The following is an 18949-nucleotide window of genomic DNA, read 5'->3' as shown; positions in this document are numbered from 1 at the left end:
TTTTGCCACATTTGTCAAATAACCGAAGCAGACACCGTTTTCTTCTTTTTCCCATTTACAACGCTTCAGATAATATGATAAACTATTGTTTCAAAGTGTTATTTGAAAGGAGCCGAACGATGAGCTACGCAGACGAGGTCTTTATCCGCAACTGCCGCGACATTCTGACGCACGGCGTCTGGGACACCGATCAGGCGGTGCGCCCCCACTGGGAGGACGACGGCGCGCCGGCGCACACGGTCAAAAAGTTCGGCATCGTCAACCGCTATGACCTGTCCAAAGAATTTCCGCTGCTGACGTTGCGGCGGACCTACTGGAAGACCGCCGTGGACGAGCTGCTGTGGATCTGGCAGCAGAAGTCGAACAACATCCACGACCTGCGCGGCCACATCTGGGATCAGTGGGCCGACGAGACCGGCTCGATCGGCAAGGCCTACGGCTACCAGCTCGGCGTCAAGCACCAGTATCCCGAGGGTGAATTCGACCAGGTGGACCGCGTGCTCTACGACCTGAAGCACAACCCTGCCTCCCGCCGCATCCTGACGAATATTTATACGTTCGAGGATCTGCACGAGATGGCGCTCTATCCGTGCGCGTACTCGATGACGTTCAACGTCTCGGGCAACACGCTCAACGCCATCCTCAACCAGCGCAGCCAGGACATGCTCGCGGCGAACAACTGGAACGTCGTGCAGTACGCCGTGCTCGTGCACATGTTCGCGCAGGTGTCCGGTCTGCAGGCGGGCGAGCTGGTGCACGTCATTGCCGACGCGCACATCTACGACCGCCACGTGCCGGTCATCGAGCAGCTGATCCAGAACGAGCCGAAACCGGCACCGCAGTTTTTCATCGACCCGGACGTGCACGATTTTTACGCCTTCACCCGCGACAGCTTCCGCGTCGAGGGGTACGAATACAGCGAGTTCACGGGGAAGATCCCCATCGCGGTGTAAGGGGGACTGAGCCATGGATGCGATCGTCGCCGTCTATGCCGACTGGGGCATCGGGGCCAAGGGCACGCAGCCGCTCGTGATCCCGGCCGACCGCCGCCGCTTCCGCGAGCTGACGATGGGCGCGGCCGTGATCGTCGGCCGACGCACGCTGGACGATTTTCCGGGCGGCAGGCCGCTGCCGGGGCGCGAAAACCTCGTGCTCACGCGGCAGAACATCGTGATCGAGGGCGCGCAGGTGGTACACTCCCAGGCGGAGGCCGCGGCCGCCGCCGCGCAGTATGACCGCTGCTTCGTCATCGGCGGAGACAGCGTGTTTCGGCAGATGTTCCCCCACCTGACGCGCGTATACGTCACGAAAATCGACGCCGCGCCCCACTCGGACGTGTTTTTTCCGGATCTGGACGCCGACCCCGCGTGGCGCTGCGTATCCGCCGAGCCGCGCGCGGAGCACGACGGCGTGGGCTATCAGTTTTGCGTGTACGAGAAAAAAGAAGTATAAAAAAGCCTCGCAGAGTTTGCCGCCCGCAGGCGGCAAAAAAGTGCAATCATTTTCTCGCGCGACATGTGCGTGAGAGAAAATACTGCTCAGACTGCAAGTGTGGAATTTGTGCGCCACAGGCACACAAATTCTGCGCGCAGCAGACTGCAAGCCTTTTGTCTGGAAAACCTCCGGTTTTTCCGACAAACTCAAAACCGCCGCTTTCCTCTTCGGAAAGCGGCGGTTTTTTCTGCCCTCACCCGGCGAGCACCGTGAGTGAGAGCGCGTTGATGCACATGTGGAAAAACACCGGCGACCAGATCGAGCGCGTCTGCTCATAGCAGAACGTGAGCGCGGCCGACACCGGCACATACGCCAGCGCCGAGAGCAGCAGCTTCGGATCCTGATACACGAGCACATACTGCCAGACATGGTAGAGCGAGAAGAGCGCGATCGACGCGGCATAGGCCCAAAAGCGGCTCTTCGGCCGGATCGTGCCGAAGACCACGCCGCGAAACAGGCACTCCTCCACGAGCGGCGCCATGAGCACCGCGACGGCGATCATGCGCTTGTAGTCCGTCCGGGCGAGGCCGGTCACGGCATCGTTGTTCGGCACGGGCAGCTCGCCGATGAGGCTCGTGCCGAGCTGCAGCACGAGCGAGAGCAGCACGTCGATGCCGTAGGCGGCAAACATCATGCCGAGGCAGCGCAGGATGCTGCCGACCATCGTGTCAAAGCTGCGGCGCAGAAACCGCCACATGGCGATGAGCGTGAACACAAGGCCGCAGAGATAGTACAAAACGTTGCACGTCACGTCCGACGGCAGCTCACCGAGCACCGCCAGGAGCAGCATACCGAGCGTCAGCGGCAGCACGACCGCATGGATGGGGAAATACACCCAGCCCGCGATGCGCGCGCCGCGCGGCATGGGGTCTGTCCACGCCGTGTTGGGATGTTCCACGTCAGCCCCTCGCTTTCTGCTGCAGCTCAAAGAGCAGGCGCATGGCCTCGAGTGGCGTGATCGTGTTGAGGTCGATGCTGCGCAGCTGCTCGGCGATTTCGTCCCCGGCCGCGTCGCCGAGCGTCATCTGCGCCGCATCCTGCGCCGCGTGGGCGGGCGCGGCCAGCTCCGTCGCGCCGGACTCCAGCTCGCGCAGGTAGGTCTTGGCCTTCGTAATGATCGCGTCGGGCACGCCGGCGAGCTTGGCGACCTCGATGCCGTAGCTGTCGTCGGCCGCACCGGCGACGATCTTGCGCAGGAACAGCAGCGTGCCGCCCTGCTTTTTGGCCGTAATGTTGTAGTTGCGCACGCCGGGCAGCGTCTGCTCGAGCGCGGTCAGCTCGTGGTAGTGCGTGGCGAACATGGTCTTGGCGCCGAGGCGGCGGGGGTCGGCGCAGTATTCGAGCACCGCGCGGGCAATGGCCATGCCGTCATAGGTGGACGTGCCGCGGCCGATCTCATCAAGGATGAGCAGGCTCTGCGCCGTGGCGTGGCGGAGGATGTTGGCCATCTCGCTCATCTCGACCATGAACGTGCTCTGCCCGGCGGCGAGATCGTCGGACGCGCCGATGCGCGTGAACACGCGGTCGACCACGCCGATGACGGCGCTCTTGGCCGGGACGAACGAGCCCATCTGCGCCATGAGCACGATGAGCGCAGTCTGGCGCATATACGTGGATTTACCGGCCATGTTCGGCCCGGTCACGATGGCGACGCGGTCGTCCGCGTCGTTGAGGAACGTGTCGTTCGGGACAAAGAGACTGTCCTTCTGCGCCTGCTCGACAACGGGGTGACGCCCCTCGCGGATATCGAGCATGCGCGAGAGATCGACCTCGGGGCAGACGTAGTGGTTTTTCACCGCCGTCTCCGCCAGCGAGCACAGCGCGTCGAGCCGGGCCACGGCGTCCGCCGCCGCCTGCACGCGCGCGACCTCGCCCGCGACGAGCTGGCGCACCTCGTTGAAGAGCGTGTACTCCAGCTCCGCGATGCGCTCGCGCGCCGTCAGGAGCGTGTTCTCGAGGTCTTTGAGCTCGCGCGTGAAATAGCGCTCGCTCGACACCAGCGTCTGCTTGCGGATATAGTCGTCCGGCAACTCGGTGACGCCCGCGCTGTTCGGAATGTCGATGTAGTAGCCAAAAACCTTGTTGTAGCCGACCTTGAGCTTTTTCGCGCCGGTGCGCTCGCGCTCGCGCTGCTCGAGCTCGGCGACGGTCTGCGCGCCGTGGTCGCGCACGTTGCGCAGGCGGTCAACCTCCTCGCTGTAGCCTGGGCGGAGGATGCCGCCCTCGCGCACGGAAAACGGCGGTTCGTCGCAGATGGCGCGGTCGATGCGCGCGCAGAGATCGGCGAGCGTATCCATCTGCGCAATATCGCGCAGGGCCGCACTGTGCACATCCTTCAGCAGCGCTGTCAGGTTCGGCAGCTGCGCGCAGCACAGGGCCAGCGCGTGCAGGTCGCGCCCGTTGGCAGAGCCGTACACCGCGCGGGAGACAAGACGCTGCATGTCGCCGATCTCGCGCAGGCAGCGGATGAGCTCGCCCCGCAGGACGTTGTCGCCCACCAGCTCCTCCACCGCGCCGAGGCGGCGGCGGATCTGCACAGGGCTGAGCAGCGGGCGCTCCACCCACGCGCGCAGCAGGCGGCCGCCCATGGGCGTTTTCGTCTTGTCGAGCACCCAGAGGAGGCTGCCGCGCTTTTCGCCGGAGCGGAGGTTTTCCGTCAGCTCCAGGTTGCGGCGCGTGGTGTAGTCCAGCTCCATGTAGTGGTCGTCGCCCAGCAGCTCCAGCCGCCGGATGTGGCCAAGGTCGCACTTTTGCGTCTCGTGCAGGTAGGCCAGCAGCGCCCCGGCCGCGCACACGGCCGCCGGCGCCTCGCCGAGACCGAGCGCGTCCGTGCTCTGCACGCCAAACTGCTCGCACACGCGCGCGGCTGCCGCCATGTATTCAAACCGGTCGCCACCCGCCTCAATCAGACTGCCGAGGCGCTTGGTGAGGAAGGTGCGGATGTCGTCATTTTCCGCCGCCGCGTCGGCGCACACGGCCTCGCGCGGAGCGAAGCGGCCGAGCTCGTTGAGGATATGGCTCACGGCGTCGGCCGGATAGTTCGCGGCGCAGAATTCCCCCGTCGAGAGGTCGCAGAACGCCGTGCCGCCGGACTGCGCGCTGAGATACACCGCGCAGAGGTAGTTCGATTTGTTCTCCTCGAGCATGGACGAGGCCGTGACTGTGCCGGGCGTGATGATGCGGATCACGTCGCGGTCGACCAGCCCCTTGGCCAGCGCGGGGTCTTCCAGCTGCTCGCAGATGGCCACCTTGTAGCCCTTGGCGATTAGGCGGCCGATGTACGCCTCGGCCGAGTGGTACGGCACGCCGCACATGGGCGTGCGCTCGGCCGGATCCTCAACATTGCGGTCGCGCGTCGTGAGCGTGAGGTCGAGCTCGCGCGCGGCCAGGCGCGCGTCGTCGTCGAACATCTCATAGAAATCACCCAGCCGGAAAAACAGCAGGCAGTCGGGGTTGCGCTGCTTGATCTCATAATATTGCCGCTTCATCGGCGTAAGTTCCGCCATGCGTCATACCTCCTCGCCATAGAGCGCCCAGGTGTTGCTTCCGGTGATCTTCACGTCCACGAACCGGCCGACAAGGGATGCGTCCCCGCGCATATGCACGAGGCGGCCGCCCTTCGTGCGCGCCGTGAGCGGATGGTCGCCCCGGCCATCGGCCCCGTCGACGAGCACGCGCTGCACGCTGCCCTCATAGGCGCGGTGCTTTTCCTCCGAGATGCGGTTGGCCGCCGCGACGAGCGCGTCAAAGCGCACCTGCTTCTGCGCGCGGGTGTAGGGGTCGGGCATCTTCGCCGCCGGCGTGCCGACGCGCGGCGAGTAGATGAAGGTGAACATCGCGTCGTAGCGCACAGTCTCGATGAGCGAGAGCGTGTCGTCAAATTCGGCGTCCGTCTCGCCGGGGAAACCCACGATGATGTCCGTCGTGAGCACAAGATCGGGCATGTACTGCCGCGCGAGCGCCACCTGCGCCAGATATTTCTCGCGCGTGTAGCCGCGGTTCATCGCGTGCAGGACGCGGTCGTTGCCGCTCTGCACGGGCAAGTGCATCTGGTGCGCGCACTTTTCGCACTCGGCCATGGCGCGAAAGAGCTTTTCCGTCGCGTCCTTCGGGTGGCTGCTCATGAAGCGGATGACAAAGTCGCCCGGGATGGCGTTGAGCCGCCGGATGAGGTCGGCAAAGTCCACGTCCTCGTCGAGGTCGCGGCCGTAGGAGTCGACGTTCTGCCCCAGGAGCGTGATGTCCTTATATCCCGCCGCGACGAGCTCGCGCGCCTCGCGCTCGATCTCGTCCGGGTGGCGGGAGCGCTCGCGCCCGCGCACATACGGCACGATGCAGTAGGTGCAGAAGTTGTTGCACCCGTACATGATCGACAGCCATGCCTTGACGCTGCCGTCGCGCTGCTGGGGGATGCCCTCGGCCACGCTGCCGTCCGCCGGCGCGATGGCGAACACCCGCCGGTGCTCGGTGCAGACGGTGCGCAGCAGCTCCGGGAAGCGCCACAGCTCATGCGGGCCGAAGACGAGGTCGACGATGCGGTAGGACTTTTTCAGCTTCTCGGCCACATGCGCCTGCTGCGCCATGCAGCCGCAGACCGCGATGATCTGGTTGGGGTTGCGCGCCTTGGTATGCGTCAGCGCGCCGACGTTGCCGAACACGCGCGTCTCGGCGTGCTCGCGCACGGCGCAGGTGTTCATGACGACGACGTCGGCCGCGAATTCGTCCTGTGTGAAATCAAAGCCCATGGCGCGCAGATAACCGCGCAGCTTTTCGCTGTCGGCCTCGTTCTGCTGGCAGCCGTAGGTATCGACCATGGCCAGCGGCTGGCGGCCGCCGGCGGTAAAGTGCGCGCGCAGCTGCGCGCAGATATCCATCTGGTGCTGGATGTCCGATTCGGGGATCTCCGTTCTCTGATAGCTCATGCGATGCTCCTGCCTGTCCGGCCTGGCCGGATAAAATTTGAAGTGTGATAGAATATTGTAGCATTTCGCGGTGGAATTTTCAATGACAATCCTTTATAATATACGCGCGGGGCGCACGCGCCCCATGGACTGTACTTAAAGGAGGGCAAACGATGCCCGATATTCAAATTCTCTCTCCGCATCTGGCGGATCTGATCGCCGCGGGCGAGGTCGTGGAGCGGCCCGCCTCCGTGGTCAAGGAGCTGGTGGAAAACGCATTTGACGCTGGGGCCCGCACCGTGACGGTGGAGCTGCGCGGCGGCGGCGCGACGTATCTGCGCGTGACGGACGACGGCTGCGGCATGGCGCCCGAGGACGCAGGCATCGCGTTTTTGCGCCACGCGACGAGCAAGCTGCACGACGAGCAGGGGCTCGAGGCCATCGGCACGATGGGCTTTCGCGGCGAGGCGCTGGCCGCGATCAGCGCCGTGTCGCACATCACGCTCACGACGCGGCAGCGCGGCACGGCATCCGGCACGCACATGACGCTCGACGCGGGCGACATTCAGGACATGTACGAGACCGGCTGCCCCGAGGGCACGACGATGATCGTGCGCGACCTGTTTTTCAACACGCCCGCGCGGCGCAAATTCCTGAAGTCCGACCGCGCGGAAGGCGCGGCCTGCGCCGCCGCCGCGCTGCGGTGCGCGCTCGGCCGGCCGGACGTGTCCGTGCGCTGCATCCGCGACGGGGAGGAGGTCTTCTTCTCCCCCGGTGACAACAAGCTCGACAGCTGCGTCTACAGTCTGCTCGGGCGCGACCTCGCCATGAGCCTGCTGCCCTGCGAGGGCGAGGCCGACGGCGCGCGCGTGCACGGCTTCATCTCCTCGCCCGCCGCCGGGCGCGGCAGCCGCGCGCAGCAGTACTTCTTCTGCAACGGCCGGTGGATCCGCTCCGCCGCACTGCAGGCCGCGCTCGAACAGGCCTACCGCAACACGCTGCTCGTGGGCCGCTTCCCCGCGTGCGTGCTGTATGTGGAGCTCAGCTGTGCGGCCGTGGACGTGAACGTCCACCCGGCCAAGACCGAGGTAAAGTTCACGCACGAGCGCGCGGTGTTTGACGCTGTGTATTACGGCGCGCGCGCCGCGCTCGAAGCGGAAAAAGCGCCTGTGACCACGCTGGCGAAGGCGGCTGCCAGACCGGCGCCCGCGCCGAAGGCAGACCCGTTCGTGCCGGCTGCGCCGAAAGCAGCCCCGGCCGCGCCCGCAGCGCCGGCATTTGCGCCCGCGCGCACCTATGCCCCCGCCGCCCCGGCGGAGGAGACGGCCGCGCTCCGCTCGCCGACGGCGTCGGCCTTCGCCGCGCCGCGCGTGACCCCGCCGCCGGTGTTTTCCGCGCCCGCGTGCCCCATGCCGGCCACACCGGCCGCACCCGAGCCGGCTATGCCGGCCGCGCAGATCGTGCAGACCGCCATCGAGCCGGAGGCGGAAACGCCCTCCCCGCTCGAGAGCGCCGCGCCCCCGGCCGAGCCGCCCGCCCGCCTGATCGGCGAGGCGATGCACACGTACATCCTCGTCGAAAAGGGCGAGACGCTCATCCTCATTGACAAGCACGCGGCGCACGAGCGCATCAACTTTGACCGCCTGCGGCAGAGCCCTGCCGACATCCCGTCGCAGACGCTGCTCGAGCCGCTGCCCTTCACGCCGGACGCGAGCGATGCCGACGTGCTGCAGCAGTACGGCAACGTGCTCGCGGAGCTCGGCTTCACGCTCGAGCCGTTCGGCCGCAATGATTACATTCTGCGCGGCGTGCCCGCGCAGCTCGACGCGGCGGACGCACTGCCCGCGCTCGAGGAGATCTGCGCGCAGCTGCGCCACGGCGCGCACATGGACGCGCAATCCGTGCGCGACGAGGTGCTCAAGACCGTGGCGTGCAAGGCTGCCATCAAGGCCGGCTGGCAGACCGAACCCGAGGAGCTGCTGCGTCTGGCGGACGCGGTGTGCGCGGGCGAGGTGAAATACTGCCCGCACGGCCGCCCCGTCGCCGTGACGCTCACGCGCCGGGAGCTGGACAAGCTCTTCAAGCGCATTGTTTAAAAAAGAAGCAGGGAGCGCCGGAACGCGCTCCCTGTCAGCCTGCACAGCTTCGTTTACTTGTGATAGTACAAAATGCCCATGCAGCCGGGTCCGCAGTGGTTCGACACCGTGCAGCCGGCCCGCGTGTGGATGACCTCCTCGAACGGCTGGCACGCGCGCACGACACGCTCGAGCTCCCGCCACGTGGCCTCGTCACAGCCGGAGTCCGTGATGAAGATGCGATGGCAGTCGATGTCGTCGCGGCCCTTGAGCCGCTCCTCGATGTACTGCACGTAGCACTTTTCGAGCTTGCCGCGGTACTTGTGGCCGACGCCCATCTTGCCGTCCTTGACCTCGATGCACGGCTTGAGGTGCAGGAGGTTGGCGCTCATGGCCACGAGCGCCGAGCAGCGGCCGCCGCGCTTGAGATACTCCAGCGTGTCGATCACGAAGCTGACATCGAGCTTCTCGCGCTTTTTCTCCAGCGCCGATGCGATGTCGGCCGCGTCCATGCCCTGTTCGGCCATCTCGGCCGCGTCGAGCACCAGGTGGCCGATGCCGGTCGAGAGGTTGCGCGAGTCCACGGGGTAGACGTTCGTAAACTCCTGCGCCGCGATGCAGGCGTTCTGGTAGCAGGCGGACATGTCGCTCGAGATCGTGAAGTGGATCACGGCGTCATATTCCTCCCGGCACGCGGCGAAGTACGCCAGATAGTCCGACACGTTCACCGCCGCGGTCTTGCAGAGCTTGCCCGTGACATTTGCGTACTCGTAGAGCTCCTCGGGACGCACGTCGATGCCGTCGCGCAGGGTCTCCTCGCCGCGGATGATGTACAGCGGCGTGATGCCGATGTGGTAGCGCTCGATCAGCTCCGGCGAAAGATCGCACGTGCTGTCGGCAGAAATTTTGATCTTCATGGGTTCACCTTCTTGAAAACTGGGAAATGTGCTTTCATTCTAACACATTTCTAATACTTTTCAACATAATCTTTTTGAATTCTCCCTCACGGAAAGGAGACTGCCACGATGCAGCCAAAAATTGTCGTCATCACCGGCCCGACCGCCTCGGGCAAGACCGCGCTCGGCGTGGCGCTCGCGCAGCGCCTGGGCGGCGAGGTCGTCTCGGCCGACTCGATGCAGATCTACCGCGGCATGGACATCGGCACGGCCAAGCCAACGCCGGAAGAGATGCAGGGCGTGCCGCACCATATGATCGACATCGCCGATCCCGCGGAAAATTACTCCGTCTCGCGCTATGCGGCGCAGGCGGCCGCCTGCGTGGACGATATTCTCGCGCGGGGAAAACTGCCGATCGTCGTCGGCGGTACGGGGCTGTACATCGACTCGCTCATCGCCGGGCGCACGTTCGCCGACGGCACGGCCGACACCGCGCTGCGGCAGGAGCTGAGCGAGCGCTATGACGAAATCGGCGGCGAGGGCCTGCTCGGCGAGCTGCGCAAGGTCGACCCCGAGCGGGCGGCCAGGCTCCACCCCGCGGACAAGAAGCGCATCGTGCGCGCCATGGAGGTCTACATCCTCACGGGCAAGACCATCACGCAGCACGACGCCGAGACCCGCGCCGTGCCGCCGCGGTACGACGCGGCAAAGATCGCGCTCGATTTCGCCGACCGGCAGGATCTCTACGACCGCATCGACCGGCGCGTGGACGCCATGGTGCGCCAGGGCCTGTTTGACGAGGTGCGCGCGCTGCTGGCCGCCGGTGTCCCGGCCGACTGCACGGCCATGCAGGCCATCGGCTACAAGGAGGCCGTTGCCGCCGTGCGGGGCGAGGCATCGCCGCAGGACGCCGTCGCCGCCATCCAGCTCGCCTCCCGGCGCTATGCCAAGCGCCAGCTCACGTGGCTGCGGCGCGATCCGGACCTGTTCTGGATCCGGCACGAAAAAACGCCGGACATGGACCGGGCGTGCCGCCTTTCGACGCAATTCTTATCCGGCCGCGGTATAGAATAGTGGCCTGTACAAATCCGGAGGAAACTGCCATTTCGACCGGATTTGTATAAATTCACTATTTCACGGAGCGGCAGATTGTGCTATGATAAATAAATGTGTATCCGCTCCGGCCAAAGGAGCGGCGATCATGCAAAAGACACAGAACCTTCAGGACGCATTCCTCAACTACATCCGGCGGGAAAAGATCCCCGTGACCCTGTTTCTCATGAACGGGTTTCAACTGCGCGGCGTTGTACGCAGCTTTGACAGCTTCGTCGTGCTCATCGACGCCGACGGCCGGCAGCAGATGATCTACAAGCACGCGATCTCGACGGTCGCCCCGGCGCGGCCGGTCTCGCTCGAGCTGCAGGGCTGATCTCCCCGCCGCCCCCCGCCGAAAGGAGGGCCGGATTTGAAGAAAACGAATACCTTCACGAACATCGCCATGTTCGTGCTCTTCGTGGCCATGCTCGTGTATCTGGGCGTGTACCTGTTTCGCTCGACGCAGCAATCCTACGCCACCGCCCCGGCGGTGCTCGTGACCGTCAGCGAGAGCGGACAGGCCAGCGGCATCGTCGTGCGCGAGGAGCAGGTCATCGCCTCGGACAAGGAATTTCTGTCCCTGTCCGTGGACGACGGCAAGGAGGTCGCAAGCGGCGGTGAGATCGCCATCGGCGTGGACTCCAAGGCCGCGCTCGACAGCGCCAGCCGCGCCCGCGAGCTAAAAAAAGAGATCGCCTACGTCTCGAGCCTGCTCTCGCGCGCGGGCAGCGCCTCCGGCGCGTCCGACCGCGACAGCGACGTGCGCAGCGCCATCCTGCAGCTCAACGCCGCCGTCTCCGCCGGCAGCACCTCGGAGCTGGATGACCTCTGCATGGATCTCAGCTCCCTGCTCTTTGGCTCTGCGACCGGCACCGTCTCGCAGGGCGACCTCGATGCGCTCAATGCCGAGCTGCACCAGCTCGAAAACGCCGGCGCAGGCCGCGGCAGCATCACGGCCCCGGCCGCGGGCCTGTTCACGTCCACGACCGACGGATACGAATCGCTCACGCCGGACATGCTCGAAAACCTCACGCCCGACGGCGTGGACGCGCTCGAGCGCACGACCCCTGCCACACCCGCCAACGCGATCGGCAAGCTCGTCACGGCGAAAAAGTGGTACTTCGCCTCCGTCATGAACAAGGCCGACGCCGACCGCCTGAACCTGAACGGCAGCGCCACGCTCGACTTTCCGCAGCATTACACCGGCACCGTCTCGGCAACCGTGATGAGCAAGAGCGAGCCGGACGACAGCGGCAAGGTCGCCGTCGTGTTCGCGTGCAACGCGGCGCTTTCCGACACGCTGGCCATGCGCAAGACGACGGCCGACGTCGTCTACAGCGAGCACACCGGCCTGCGCGTCCCGCTCAAGGCCGTGCATATGGACGATGACGGGCAGGCGTTCGTCTACGTCGTCACGGCGGCGCAGCTGGAGAAAAAACCGATCGAGATCATCTATCAGACCGACGACTACTGTCTCGTCGCCCAGAGCACGGAGAGCAACGCCCTGCGCGCCGGCAACGAGATCGTCGTCACCGGCAAGGGCCTGTCCAACGGGCAGGTCGTGAAATAAGGAGGCGCCACCCACTATGAGCACCATTGCCGAAAACATTGCCGCCATCCGCGCGCGCATCGACACCGCCGCCCGCACTACGGGCCGCACGGGCGCCGACATCACGCTCGTGGCCGCAACGAAGATGAACGACGCCGCGCGCGTGCGCGAGGCCGTCGCCGCCGGGATCGACGCCTGCGGCGAGAACCGCGTGCAGGAAATGACCGAAAAGCTCGCCCAGGGCGCCTACACCGGCGCGCCGCTGCACTTCATCGGCCACCTGCAAACGAACAAGGTCCGGCAGGTCGTGGGAAAGGTCGATCTCATCCAGTCGGTGGATTCGCCGGAGCTTCTGGCCATGATCGAAAAGCGCGCGGCCGGGCAGGGCATCGTGCAGGACATCCTGCTGGAAGTGAACATCGGCGGCGAGGCCGCCAAGAGCGGCGTGGCCCCCGCCGCCCTGCCGGAATTGCTGGAAACGGCCGCCGGCTGCGCGCATATTCGCGTCCGCGGCCTGATGGCGATCCCGCCCGTGGCAGAAACTTCCGACGGAAATCATGCATATTTTGCGAAAATGCATGAGCTTTTTGTTGACATCGGCAGAAAAAAATACGATAATGTTTTTATGGACTTTCTGTCCATGGGTATGAGCGGAGACTTTGAAGACGCCATTTCCGCCGGTGCGAACATGGTGCGCGTCGGCTCGTCGATTTTTGGCGCGCGGGATTATTCCCGGCACTGAGCGCCGTCTCGGCACACTCCGCAGAGATCAGTGCAGCGGCACGGCAGCCGCCGGCACGTAAAGGGGGGTCCCGAATGGGATTTTTGGATGAACTGAAAAAAATGACCCGTCCGTATGATGACGACGACGAGTTTTTCGATGATGAGGATGAAGCAATTCCGGTCGCGGAAGAGCCCGCGCCGGCACGCCCGGCACAGGCCCGTCCGGCGCAGGCGCGTCCGGCTGCGGCCCGCCGCCCGGCGCCCGCACCGAAAAGGAGCGCCTTCGTGCACGACGAGCCGTCGGAATCGGAGCGCCCCGCGCCGAGCTATGCGCCGAGAGGCGACAGCCGCGCGGCCGACAAGGTCGTCAATCTCAACAACGGCGGCGGCCAGCTCAAGGTCGTGGTCGCTGCGCCGAAGCAGTTTGAGGCCGCGTCCGAGATCGCGGAGCATCTGCGCGATCGCCGCGCCGTGCTCCTCAACCTGGAAAAGACCGATCCGGCGGTCGCCCGCCGGCTGATCGACTTTCTGTCCGGCGTCGCCTACGCGCAGGACGGCAAGATCCGCCGCGTGGCCAGCGCGACGTATATCATCACGCCATTCAATGTCGACCTCATGGGCGACCAGCTCGACGATATGGAGTCGGGCGAGTTTCACCTGTAAATCCGGGCATACTGTCTCTGACAGCGCCTATCGTGTAGTACACCTATAGAAAGAATGGAGGATTATCCAACATGACTCCTCAGGATATTCGGGAAAAAACGTTTGAAAAAGCGATGTTCGGCGGATACGACATGGCCGCCGTGCAGAACTATCAGGAAGAAGTGGCCACCGAGCTTGCCAACGCGCAGAAGGAAGTTGCCGTGCTCAAGGGCAAGATGAAGGTGCTGGTCGATAAGATAGAAGAGTACCGCGCCAGCGAAGACGCCATGCGTCTGGCCATACTGTCGGCCCAGAAGGTCGGCAAGCAGATAGAGGACGATGCCCAGGCCCGCGCCGACAAGATACTCGGCGAGGCCAAGAACACGTCCGACCGAATACTTGGCGGCCTCCAGCACGAAACCGCCAACGAGGAAGCCAAACTCCTCAACGCCAAAACGTCCTGCGCAAAATTTCTGGAAGATGTGCGTAATCTGTGCATGAATCAGCTCGAGTACCTGGATAAGCTCTCCGGGTCGAAAACCGCGGCTGCGCAGCCTGCTGCGCAGCCGGCGAGCGTGAGCGCAGCCCCGGCCGAGCCGGTGTCCGCGCCGGTCGAGCAGCCCGCGCAGCCGGAAGCCCCGGCCGTCGAGCAGCCTGCGCAAGCAGCCCACGTGTCCGCCGCCCCTGTGGAGGCGCAGCCGGTGGAGACCGACGACACCGCGGCCGACAGTGCAGCAGATGACGCCACGCAGCTTTATCACTTCCTGCATAACAGCTGAGTGAACATGCAATCAACCAGGGCGGGACGGCCGGTGCCGTACCGCCCTGCACAATTTTTGATGGAAATACAACTCTGAGAGGAGAAAGATAGAACCATGTCCAAGAACGATTTCAACGCCACGATCAATCTGCCGAAAACAGACTTCCCCATGCGTGCCGGCCTTGCCAAGCGGGAGCCCGAGATGCTCCAGCACTGGTACGACATGGACCTGTACCACGAAATGCTCAAAAAGAACGACGGCAAGCCGCGCTTCAGCCTGCACGACGGCCCTCCGTTCTCCAACGGTGACATCCACATGGGTCACGCGCTCAACAAGGCGCTCAAGGACTTCATCATCCGCTCCTACGCCATGCGCGGCTACTACACGCCCTACATCCCCGGCTGGGACAACCACGGCATGCCCATCGAGAGCGCCATCATCAAGGAGCAGAAGCTCAACCACAAGGCCATGAGCATCGCCGATTTCCGCAGCGCGTGCCACGACTATGCGCAGAAATACATCGACCGCCAGATGGCCGGCTTCAAGCGCATGGGCGTCATGGGCGACTGGGAGCACCCCTACAAGACCATGAACAAGGGCTTTGAGTCCGACGAGGTGCGCGTGTTCGGCAAGATGTATCAAAACGGCCACATCTACAAGGGCCTCAAGCCCGTGTACTGGTGCGCCCACGACGAGACCGCCCTCGCCGAGGCGGAGATCGAGTATCAGGACGATCCGTGCACGACCGTGTTCGTGAAGTTCCCGATGCACGACGATCTCGGCAAGCTGCCGAACGTTGACCACAGCAAGCTCTTCTTCGTCATCTGGACGACGACGATCTGGACGCTGCCCGGCAACCTCGCCATCGCGCTCAACCCGCGCGAGCTGTATAACCTCGTGCAGGCCCCGAACGGCGAGGTGTATATCATGGCCGACGCCCTGACCGAGAAGGTCATGCACATCGGCGGCTTCGACAGCTATGAGGTGCTCGAGCAGCATCCGGGCGACTTCTTCGAGAATATGCTCGCCGACCATCCGTTCCTGCCCAAGACCTCACGCCTGGTGCTGGCGGATTACGTCACCATGGATTCCGGCACGGGCTGCGTGCACACCGCGCCCGGCTTCGGCGCGGACGACTACCTGACCTGCAAGCGCTACGGCATGGACATGGTCGTGCCCGTGGACGATCAGGGCCGCCACACCGACTACGCCGGCAAGTACGCCGGCATGACCACGGAGGAATCCAACCCCGTCATCCTCGCGGACATGAAGGAAGCCGGCTCTCTGTTCGCATCCGAGGACATCGTGCACAGCTATCCGCACTGCTGGCGCTGCAAGCAGCCGATCATCTTCCGCGCCACGCCGCAGTGGTTCTGCTCCGTCGATTCGTTCAAGGAGGAGGCCGTCGCCGCGTGCGAGAACGTGCGCTGGCTTCCCGCCTGGGGCAAAGAGCGCATGGCCGCCATGATCCGCGAGCGCGCCGACTGGTGCATCTCCCGCCAGCGCCGCTGGGGCCTGCCGATCCCGGTGTTCTACTGCGACGACTGCCACAAGCCCGTGTGCAATGAAGAGAGCATCGACGCCGTGGCCAAGCTCTTTGAAAAGGAAGGCAGCAACGCCTGGTTCGACCGCCCGGCGGCCGACATCCTGCCCGAAGGCTTCACCTGCCCGCACTGCGGCGGCAAGCACTTCACGCAGGAGACCGACACGCTCGACGGCTGGTTCGACTCCGGCTCTACCCACGTTGCCGCCATGCAGCGCGACCAGGGCTTCTGGCCGGCGGATATGTATATCGAGGGCGGCGACCAGTACCGCGGTTGGTTCCAGTCGTCTCTGCTCGTGGCCGTCGGCGCGCTCGGCAAGGGCGCTCCGTACCGCGAGTGCCTGACCCACGGCTGGACGGTCGACGGTGAGGGCAAGGCAATGCACAAGTCCCTCGGCAACGGCATGGATCCGGCCGAGATCATCAACGAGTTCGGCGCCGACATGCTGCGACTGTGGGCGGGCAGCGCCGACTACCACGCCGACATGCGCTGCTCCAAGGAGATCTTCAAGCAGTTGACGCAAAACTACCTCAAGTTCCGCAACACCGCGCGCTACTGCCTCGGCAACCTTGACGGGTTTGACGCCGAGCATCTCGTCGCGCCGGAGGATATGCTTCCGCTCGACCGCTGGGCCATCACGAAGCTCAACGACCTCATCCGCCGCGTGGCCAAGGCGTATGACAACTATGAATTCCATGTGGTCTCGCACGCGATCAACGACTTCTGCGTCGTGGAGCTCTCGAGCTTCTACCTCGACATCATCAAGGACCGCCTCTACTGCGAGGAGCGCAACGGCCTCAAGCGCCGCAGCGCACAGACGGCGCTGTTCCTCATCCTCGACAGCATGACAAAGATGTTCGCGCCGATCCTCGCCTTCACCTGCGACGAGATCTGGCTGGCCATGCCGCACCGCGCCGAGGACGACGCGCGCAACGTGCTGCTCAACGTCATGAATCAGCCGTTCGACGCCTATGCGCTCAGCGAAGACGAGCTCGCCAAGTGGGATCAGCTGATCCGCGTCCGCACGGACGTCAACGGCGTGCTCGAGGCCGCCCGCGCCGAAAAGCGCATCGGCAAGCCGCTCGAGGCTGCCGTGACGCTGCGCGCCGACGACGATGCCGCCAGAGCCGCGCTCGACGACGTGCAGAGCATGAACCTGCCCGAGCTGCTCATCGTGTCGCAGTGCCTCGTCGGCGGCGACGTGCCGGAGGATGCCGTCACCGGCACCGGCACGAACTTCCCCGGCCTGCACATCTCCGTGCGCAATGCGCCCGGCACCAAGTGCCCGCGCTGCTGGATGCACTCCGAGCAGGCCGACCCCGAGACCGGTCTGTGCCCGCGCTGCGCCGCCGTCGTCGCCGCGCAGAAGGCGGAGTAAAATCCCGATCCCAAAATCCTGATCCGAAAGCGAGGAACCGCTATGTGGTATGCCATCGTAGCCATCCTGATCCTCATCGCTGACCAAGGCCTGAAGTACTGGGTCACGCTCAATATCCCGCTCGACACCGGGCACGTCACGCTCATCCCCGGCGTGCTGGAGCTGACGAATATCCACAACAACGGCGCTGCCTTCAGCATCCTGCAGCACGCGCCGCACTGGATCTTCGTCATCTTCACGGTCGTGTTCGCCGCCATCGCGGTGTTCTGCCTGCGGCGCAATGTCGTGCACGGCAAGGTCGGCCGCTGGTCGGTCGTGCTCGTGCTCGCCGGCGCGGTCGGCAACTGCATCGACCGCATCCTCAGCGGCTACGTGGTAGACATGTTCAACTTCCTGTTCATGCGCTTCGCCGTGTTCAACCTGGCGGATATCTTCATCGTCGTCGCCGGCATCACGCTGTGCCTGCACGTCATCTTCTACCGGGGCGACGGCAGCGAGGAAGGCGAGCCCGCGCCGAAGAAGGCGCGCAAGTCCCGTCAGCACCCGGGCGCCCCTGCGCGTGCGCACAAGCTGCATCTGCCCGCACGGAAACAGCAGCCCGCTGCGCCGAAAAAGCCCGCCGCGCAGCCCGTGTCCCCCGTCCCGGCGAAGGACGACCCGTTCGCGGCGTGGGATCGCGCGCCCGTGCAGGCGCAGCCGGTGACACCGGCAGCGCCGTCCGCGCCGAAAAAGGCCCCGGCAGCGCCTGCCGCCCCCAAACCGGTGCAGGAAACGCCCAAGGCGGCTGCCCCCGCCGTCAAACCGGCGGACACAGCCCCGGACGACCCCCTGCTCGCCTATCTCAACAGCACGCCCGCCGCGCCGGCCGAACCGGAAGTCGCGGACAGCGACAAGGAAAAAGACACCGCCCCGGCGGACGGCGAGCACTATTCGCTCGACGACATTTTAGCGGAGTTTTCGGATTTCTAATGGAACAACGAACGATTCAAACACAGGAGAGCGCCGAGCGGATCGACGCTCTCCTTGCGCGCTCTCTGCCCGAGCTCACGCGCAGCGCCGCCCAGCGGCTGCTCGCGCAGGGCGCGGTGACGAAAGACGGCGCACCCGTGAAGAAAAACTATAAGACCGCGCCAGGCGACACGTTTGTCGTCACGCTGCCGGACGCCGCTCCCTCGGAGCTGGTAGCGCAGGACCTGCCGCTGGACGTGGTGTATGAGGACGACGACCTCATCGTCGTCAACAAGCCGCGCGGCATGGTCGTGCACCCCGCGCCCGGCCACGAGGACGGCACGCTCGTCAACGCCCTGCTCGCCCACTGCGGCGACAGTCTCTCCGGCGTCGGCGGAGAGCGGCGGCCCGGCATCGTGCACCGCATCGACAAGGACACGTCCGGTCTGCTCGTCGCGGCGAAAAACGACTTTGCGCACCTCGCCCTCTCGGCACAGCTGGCCGACCACACCATGGCCCGCACGTATGAGGCCGTCGTCTGCGGCAATCTGCGCGAGGACGCCGGCACGGTCGATGCGCCCATCGGCCGCCACCCGACGGATCGCAAGCGCATGGCCGTGACGCAAAAAAACGCCCGCCGCGCCGTCACGCACTGGTCGGTCATCGCACGCTACAACGGCTACACGCACATCCGCTGCGAGCTTGAGACCGGCCGCACGCACCAGATCCGCGTGCACATGGCGCACATCGGTCACCCTCTGCTCGGCGACCTGGTCTACGGCCACAAGCGGCCGGAAAAGGGCCTGAGCGGCCAGTGCCTGCACGCGCGGGCGCTGCGCTTTCTCCACCCGCGCACCGGTGAACTCGTGACGTTCACCTGCCCCCTGCCGGACTATTTTCAGGACGTGCTGGCGCGCCTCGGCCCGCCGGTCGGCTAATCAGA

At 65.0% G+C, this 18949-nt stretch carries 16 protein-coding genes; 12 read left to right on the top strand and 4 right to left on the bottom strand.

What is annotated here, in order from left to right; all coding sequences use genetic code 11:
* Nucleotides 1-119: 119 nt before the first annotated feature.
* Both thyA and OGM61_02830 read left to right on the top strand, forming a co-directional pair.
* Nucleotides 120-953, top strand: coding sequence for a thymidylate synthase (gene thyA, locus OGM61_02835; protein UYI85019.1), 834 nt, complete (start codon nt 120-122; stop codon nt 951-953).
* 13 nt (nt 954-966) lie between these two features.
* Nucleotides 967-1452, top strand: coding sequence for a dihydrofolate reductase (locus OGM61_02830; protein UYI85018.1), 486 nt, complete (start codon nt 967-969; stop codon nt 1450-1452).
* 235 nt (nt 1453-1687) lie between these two features.
* On the opposite strand, the gene OGM61_02825 is transcribed toward OGM61_02830, so the two are convergent.
* Genes OGM61_02825 through miaB form a run of 3 tightly spaced genes read right to left on the bottom strand, consistent with a single transcriptional unit; the run spans nt 1688 to nt 6416 of the window.
* The gene (locus tag OGM61_02825; GenBank protein UYI85017.1) at nt 1688-2392 is read right to left on the bottom strand and encodes a CPBP family intramembrane metalloprotease; all 705 of its coding nucleotides are present in this window, start codon (nt 2390-2392) and stop codon (nt 1688-1690) included.
* Between the two features lies 1 nt (nt 2393).
* A complete protein-coding gene (gene mutS / locus OGM61_02820; GenBank protein ID UYI85016.1) occupies nt 2394-5000 on the bottom strand; it encodes a DNA mismatch repair protein MutS in 2607 nt (868 codons plus the stop codon).
* A gap of 3 nt (nt 5001-5003) precedes the next feature.
* Nucleotides 5004-6416: a tRNA (N6-isopentenyl adenosine(37)-C2)-methylthiotransferase MiaB gene (gene miaB, locus OGM61_02815; GenBank protein UYI85015.1), complete on the bottom strand. Its 1413-nt coding sequence runs from the start codon at nt 6414-6416 to the stop codon at nt 5004-5006.
* 152 nt (nt 6417-6568) lie between these two features.
* Between miaB and mutL the strand changes: the two genes are divergently transcribed.
* Entirely contained in the window at nt 6569-8491 is a 1923-nt protein-coding gene (gene mutL, locus OGM61_02810; GenBank protein ID UYI85014.1) for a DNA mismatch repair endonuclease MutL, read from the top strand.
* A gap of 53 nt (nt 8492-8544) precedes the next feature.
* Here the strand turns inward: mutL and OGM61_02805 are convergent, their stop codons facing one another.
* Complete coding sequence (locus OGM61_02805) at nt 8545-9387, bottom strand: DegV family protein (GenBank protein ID UYI85013.1); 843 nt, start codon at nt 9385-9387, stop codon at nt 8545-8547.
* A gap of 108 nt (nt 9388-9495) precedes the next feature.
* On the opposite strand from OGM61_02805, the gene miaA reads away from it, so the two are divergent.
* The 9 genes from miaA to OGM61_02760 all read left to right on the top strand — a co-directional run bounded on the left by miaA (nt 9496) and on the right by OGM61_02760 (nt 18944).
* A complete protein-coding gene (gene miaA / locus OGM61_02800) occupies nt 9496-10440 on the top strand; it encodes a tRNA (adenosine(37)-N6)-dimethylallyltransferase MiaA (protein ID UYI85012.1) in 945 nt (314 codons plus the stop codon).
* Nucleotides 10441-10567: 127 nt separating this feature from the next.
* Nucleotides 10568-10795 (top strand): RNA chaperone Hfq, encoded by a 228-nt coding sequence (gene hfq / locus OGM61_02795; GenBank protein UYI85011.1) that lies wholly within the window; start codon nt 10568-10570, stop codon nt 10793-10795.
* 36 nt (nt 10796-10831) lie between these two features.
* The gene (locus OGM61_02790; GenBank protein ID UYI85010.1) at nt 10832-12031 is read left to right on the top strand and encodes a hypothetical protein; all 1200 of its coding nucleotides are present in this window, start codon (nt 10832-10834) and stop codon (nt 12029-12031) included.
* Nucleotides 12032-12047: 16 nt separating this feature from the next.
* A complete protein-coding gene (locus OGM61_02785) occupies nt 12048-12752 on the top strand; it encodes a YggS family pyridoxal phosphate-dependent enzyme (GenBank protein UYI85009.1) in 705 nt (234 codons plus the stop codon).
* A 74-nt stretch (nt 12753-12826) separates the two neighbouring features.
* On the top strand, nt 12827-13396 hold the full coding sequence (locus tag OGM61_02780; GenBank protein UYI85008.1) for a cell division protein SepF: 570 nt from the start codon (nt 12827-12829) through the stop codon (nt 13394-13396).
* A 71-nt stretch (nt 13397-13467) separates the two neighbouring features.
* The gene (locus OGM61_02775; GenBank protein UYI85007.1) at nt 13468-14154 is read left to right on the top strand and encodes a DivIVA domain-containing protein; all 687 of its coding nucleotides are present in this window, start codon (nt 13468-13470) and stop codon (nt 14152-14154) included.
* A 96-nt stretch (nt 14155-14250) separates the two neighbouring features.
* Complete coding sequence (gene ileS / locus OGM61_02770) at nt 14251-17058, top strand: isoleucine--tRNA ligase (protein ID UYI85006.1); 2808 nt, start codon at nt 14251-14253, stop codon at nt 17056-17058.
* Nucleotides 17059-17100: 42 nt separating this feature from the next.
* A complete protein-coding gene (gene lspA, locus OGM61_02765; protein UYI85005.1) occupies nt 17101-18027 on the top strand; it encodes a signal peptidase II in 927 nt (308 codons plus the stop codon).
* A complete protein-coding gene (locus OGM61_02760) occupies nt 18027-18944 on the top strand; it encodes an RluA family pseudouridine synthase (protein ID UYI85004.1) in 918 nt (305 codons plus the stop codon). Before lspA ends, OGM61_02760 begins: the two co-directional genes overlap by 1 nt.
* Nucleotides 18945-18949: the final 5 nt, after the last annotated feature.

The organism is Clostridiales bacterium, assembly GCA_025757645.1.
Classification (GTDB): Bacteria; Bacillota; Clostridia; order Oscillospirales; family Oscillospiraceae; genus CAG-103.
This window is presented reverse-complemented; position numbering and strand designations above follow the sequence as displayed.

Excerpts from the sequence above, each read along its gene's own strand:
- thyA (UYI85019.1), top strand. The coding sequence starts at position 120 with ATGAGCTACGCAGACGAGGTCTTTATCCGCAACTGCCGCGACATTCTG.
- OGM61_02830 (UYI85018.1), top strand. The coding sequence starts at position 967 with ATGGATGCGATCGTCGCCGTCTATGCCGACTGGGGCATCGGGGCCAAG.
- mutS (UYI85016.1), bottom strand. The coding sequence starts at position 5,000 with ATGGCGGAACTTACGCCGATGAAGCGGCAATATTATGAGATCAAGCAG.
- miaB (UYI85015.1), bottom strand. The coding sequence starts at position 6,416 with ATGAGCTATCAGAGAACGGAGATCCCCGAATCGGACATCCAGCACCAG.
- mutL (UYI85014.1), top strand. The coding sequence starts at position 6,569 with ATGCCCGATATTCAAATTCTCTCTCCGCATCTGGCGGATCTGATCGCC.
- OGM61_02805 (UYI85013.1), bottom strand. The coding sequence starts at position 9,387 with ATGAAGATCAAAATTTCTGCCGACAGCACGTGCGATCTTTCGCCGGAG.
- miaA (UYI85012.1), top strand. The coding sequence starts at position 9,496 with ATGCAGCCAAAAATTGTCGTCATCACCGGCCCGACCGCCTCGGGCAAG.
- hfq (UYI85011.1), top strand. The coding sequence starts at position 10,568 with ATGCAAAAGACACAGAACCTTCAGGACGCATTCCTCAACTACATCCGG.
- OGM61_02785 (UYI85009.1), top strand. The coding sequence starts at position 12,048 with ATGAGCACCATTGCCGAAAACATTGCCGCCATCCGCGCGCGCATCGAC.
- OGM61_02780 (UYI85008.1), top strand. The coding sequence starts at position 12,827 with ATGGGATTTTTGGATGAACTGAAAAAAATGACCCGTCCGTATGATGAC.
- OGM61_02775 (UYI85007.1), top strand. The coding sequence starts at position 13,468 with ATGACTCCTCAGGATATTCGGGAAAAAACGTTTGAAAAAGCGATGTTC.
- ileS (UYI85006.1), top strand. The coding sequence starts at position 14,251 with ATGTCCAAGAACGATTTCAACGCCACGATCAATCTGCCGAAAACAGAC.
- lspA (UYI85005.1), top strand. The coding sequence starts at position 17,101 with ATGTGGTATGCCATCGTAGCCATCCTGATCCTCATCGCTGACCAAGGC.
- OGM61_02760 (UYI85004.1), top strand. The coding sequence starts at position 18,027 with ATGGAACAACGAACGATTCAAACACAGGAGAGCGCCGAGCGGATCGAC.